Origin of the sequence: Bacillus sp. JJ1764, assembly GCF_036962145.1 — a bacterium.
GTDB lineage: Bacteria > Bacillota > Bacilli > Bacillales > Cytobacillaceae > Neobacillus.
Genome location: NZ_JBALNY010000215.1, coordinates 6,671 through 10,465, shown reverse-complemented (window position 1 = coordinate 10,465; position 3,795 = coordinate 6,671). Strand labels below are relative to the sequence as shown.

Below are 3,795 nucleotides of genomic sequence, written 5' to 3'. Positions count from 1 at the left end.
TTTTGAAAAAGAAATCCAAAATAGGAAAGAAAAAATAAAGCTGATTGATTTTCAAATCGAACAATTACATATCCTACCAATAGGCAGTGAATTAAAAGAAAAAGAAGTTCAAGCCATCGTCGAAGTAAAAGTAGGCGATTCGTGGGATGCTACCAATTTGCGCCCGACGATTATTGTGAAGGACGGCATCATAGAGGAAATAAGATAGAAGGTGAAAAAGTGGAAAAATGGTTTAATGTAGGTAAGATTGTCAATACCCATGGAGTAAAAGGGGAAGTTCGGGTCGTGTCCAAAACTGATTTTCCGGAAGAGCGATACAAGCCGGGAAATACATTGTTTTTGTTTTTACCGACATCAGAAACTCCCGTAGAATTAACGGTAAAGAGTCATCGTACTCATAAAAATTTTAACCTCTTGGTATTTGAGGGATATGAAAATATCAACTTGGTCGAAGCCTTTCGTGACGGAATTCTTAAAGTTCCGGAATCACAGCTTGTTGAACTAGAAGAAAACGAATTCTACTTCCATGAAATTATTGGCTGTTTAGTTGCGACAACGAGTGGAGAAGAACTTGGCAAAGTCACCGAGATTCTTACTCCAGGTGCAAATGACGTTTGGGTAATCAAAGGAAAAAACGGGAAAGAGATTTTAATACCTTATATTGATGAGGTAGTAAAAAAGGTGGATGTCAGAGAGAAAGTCATCTTAATTGAACCGATGGAAGGGTTACTTTCATGATGAAAATTGATGTGCTGACACTGTTTCCTGAAATGTTTACCGGTGTTTTAGGGCATTCCATTTTACATAAAGCATCTGAAAAATCAGCGGTAAGCTATAATATTGTCAACTTTCGAGAGTATGCCGATAATAAACATGCATCTGTTGATGATTATCCTTATGGCGGTGGTGCTGGAATGGTCTTAAAACCACAGCCTATTTTTGATGCTGTTTCAGATTTGATAGATAAAGCAGATACAGTGCAACCAAGGGTAATTCTTTTATGCCCGCAGGGAAAGCGACACAATCAGAAAATGGCAGAGGATTTAGCAAAAGAAGACCATCTTATTTTTATCTGCGGGCATTATGAAGGCTATGACGAACGAATTCGTGAACACTTAGTAACGGACGAAATTTCGATCGGCGATTATGTGTTAACGGGTGGTGAACTTGGGGCAATGGTTGTCATTGACAGCGTTGTCAGGCTGTTGCCTGAGGTCCTTGGTAACGAGGAATCCCATCAAAAGGATTCTTTCAGTACAGGTCTATTAGAGCATCCGCACTATACAAGACCTGCTGATTTTCGCGGCATGAAGGTGCCTGATGTATTGCTATCAGGAAATCATAAATGGATAGAGGAATGGCGTAATAAAGAAGCGTTGCGTCGAACTCTGAAGAGACGGCCTGACCTTCTTGAAAAAATCGAGCTTACATCGGAACAAAAAAAATGGCTGGATGAAGTAAAAAAAGAATTCAGTAATATTGCGATGCCGGAATAATTATGGTATGATACTTCTTGTGACTTGAACTGGACTCGTTTCAGATTTAAGTCTTATAACGATGTTCCGCTGCAATAATAGGAATATATCTGCAAGAGCATCTGTTGGAAGGAGTTGAAAACGATGCATAAAATTATAGAAGAAATCACTAAAGAACAACTTCGTTCTGACCTTCCTTCGTTCCGTCCTGGTGATACTGTACGTGTACACGTAAAAGTTATCGAGGGAACTCGTGAACGTATCCAGATTTATGAAGGTGTTGTGATTAAGCGTCGTGGTGGTGGAATCAGCGAAACTTTCACAGTTCGCAAAGTTTCTTACGGAGTAGGCGTTGAGCGTACTTTCCCAGTACACACACCAAAAATTGCGAAGCTTGAAGTTATTCGTCGCGGTAAAGTTCGCCGTGCTAAACTTTACTACCTACGTAACCTTCGTGGTAAAAAAGCTCGTATTAAAGAAATCCGATAATATGGAAAAAGAGCTTGCTCTGCAGGCTCTTTTTTTGTACATAGTTCTAGCAGAAACTGTACTGTGACAACACAACACTTGTTTATGTTTTTCTACATGATATATTAAAGTTTCATTAAAAAACTACATCCCATCGTGTTAATTAGGAATAAGTTATGTAAAATAAGCGTAATAAGATATTTATTTGTAGGATTGGTGGGGACATTATATGGCTAAAAAGAAAAATGAATTATGGGAATGGACGAAGGCACTTTTAATTGCTGTGATACTGGCTGGGGTCATTCGTTATTTCTTATTTGCACCCATTGTGGTTGACGGATTGTCCATGATGCCGACCCTTAAAGATCAAGATCGGATGATTGTAAACAAATTATCCTATAAAGTAGGCGAACCGCATCGATTTGATATCATTGTTTTTCATGCACCAGAGCAAAAAGACTATATAAAGAGGGTCATTGGTCTCCCGGGTGATAAGATTGAATATAAAAATGATACTTTATATGTAAATGGCAAAGCCTATAAAGAGCCATATCTCGATGAGTATAAAAAACAAGTAGAGGATGGTCCACTAACAGAACCATTCACCTTAAAAGAAAAAATTGGCCAAGTTACTGTCCCAAAAGGCGAATTATTTGTAATGGGTGATAACCGCCGTTTTAGCAAAGACAGCCGACATATCGGAACTATTCCTATGAGTAAAGTAATCGGTAAGACAAGCATTGTTTATTGGCCGCTAAGTGATGCCCATATCGTGACAAAGAAATAAGTATAGTTTTTAAAGGAGGTGGCTTTTTTGACGATTCAATGGTTTCCTGGTCATATGGCCAAGGCCCGCAGAGAGGTCACAGAGAAATTAAAGCTAGTAGATATTATTTTTGAATTAATAGATGCGAGAATTCCCTATTCTTCAAGGAACCCAATGATTGATGAAATTATTCAGCATAAGCCACGTTTGGTTTTATTAAATAAAGCCGATATGGCTGATAAAGAGGTAACCAAGGAATGGATTGCCTTTTTTGCAGAAAAAGGAATTAAAGCATTGGCGGTAAATGCCCAAGCAGGCGAAGGAATGAAGGATATTGTCAGGGCGTCTCAAGAAATCCTGAAGGAAAAATTCGACAGGTTAAGAGCAAAAGGCGTCAAGCCGAGAGCAATTCGTGCCATGATTGTTGGAATCCCCAATGCGGGAAAATCGACATTAATCAATCGACTAGCCAAAAAAAATATTGCCAAAACCGGTAATACTCCTGGGGTGACAAAATCCCAACAATGGATAAAAGTTGCTAAGGAAATGGAATTGCTGGATACTCCGGGGATTCTTTGGCCAAAGTTTGAAGACCAAGAGGTTGGAATGAAATTAGCCATTACAGGAGCTATTAAGGATACTCTGTTAAATTTACAGGAGCTGACGATTTACTCTTTAAGGTTTTTAGAGCGGGAATATCCAGAGCGTCTTAAAGAGCGCTATAAATTCACTGAAGTACCGGCTGACGTTGTTGAACTATTTGATCATATCGGTAAATTGAGAGGCTGTTTGGCGGGCGGGGGATTAGTAGATTATGACAAAGTAGCAGAACTTGTTATAAGAGAAATTCGTTCTGAGAAATTTGGTCCACTTTCATTTGAAAGACCAAAAGATATCCTTGATAAAAACGAAAACGATTAAGTTCTGACCATAAAGAACGTTATGGGGTTTTGCTTTTCCATTCTGTTGATTGGTGCTAAAATCAACAGACTATTATAAAGGACGATGTATAATGGGGGTAGCCTTAAAGTTAAACTTTGGGGACATCCTCATTATTTGTTTAGGTGATCAATATGAATAAATTAT

At 38.6% G+C, this 3,795-nt stretch carries 6 protein-coding genes; all 6 read left to right on the top strand.

Annotated features, from left to right (window positions below; genetic code table 11):
- Positions 1 to 208, top strand: a 208-nt coding sequence (locus V7083_RS22345) for a YlqD family protein (RefSeq protein ID WP_335482226.1), incomplete at its 5' end; no start/stop codon positions are given.
- 11 nt (positions 209 to 219) lie between these two features.
- On the top strand, positions 220 to 738 hold the full coding sequence (gene rimM, locus V7083_RS22340) for a ribosome maturation factor RimM (protein ID WP_335482224.1): 519 nt from the start codon (positions 220 to 222) through the stop codon (positions 736 to 738).
- The gene (gene trmD, locus V7083_RS22335; protein ID WP_335482228.1) at positions 738 to 1,496 is read left to right on the top strand and encodes a tRNA (guanosine(37)-N1)-methyltransferase TrmD; all 759 of its coding nucleotides are present in this window, start codon (positions 738 to 740) and stop codon (positions 1,494 to 1,496) included. The genes rimM and trmD overlap by 1 nt, the downstream gene beginning before the upstream one ends.
- Positions 1,497 to 1,619: 123 nt before the next feature.
- A complete protein-coding gene (gene rplS / locus V7083_RS22330; protein ID WP_335482222.1) occupies positions 1,620 to 1,964 on the top strand; it encodes a 50S ribosomal protein L19 in 345 nt (114 codons plus the stop codon).
- A 208-nt stretch (positions 1,965 to 2,172) separates the two neighbouring features.
- Entirely contained in the window at positions 2,173 to 2,730 is a 558-nt protein-coding gene (lepB, locus tag V7083_RS22325) for a signal peptidase I (protein WP_335482220.1), read from the top strand.
- Between the two features lie 27 nt (positions 2,731 to 2,757).
- Positions 2,758 to 3,630 carry a ribosome biogenesis GTPase YlqF gene (gene ylqF / locus V7083_RS22320; protein ID WP_335482218.1) on the top strand — a complete coding sequence of 291 codons (873 nt, stop codon included), beginning with the start codon at positions 2,758 to 2,760 and terminating at the stop codon, positions 3,628 to 3,630.
- The last annotated feature ends 165 nt before the right edge of the window (positions 3,631 to 3,795 follow it).

What these genes read in the sequence shown, in the direction of transcription:
- trmD (WP_335482228.1), top strand. Translation starts at nt 738, where the DNA reads ATGAAAATTGATGTGCTGACACTGTTTCCTGAAATGTTTACCGGTGTT.
- rplS (WP_335482222.1), top strand. Translation starts at nt 1,620, where the DNA reads ATGCATAAAATTATAGAAGAAATCACTAAAGAACAACTTCGTTCTGAC.
- lepB (WP_335482220.1), top strand. Translation starts at nt 2,173, where the DNA reads ATGGCTAAAAAGAAAAATGAATTATGGGAATGGACGAAGGCACTTTTA.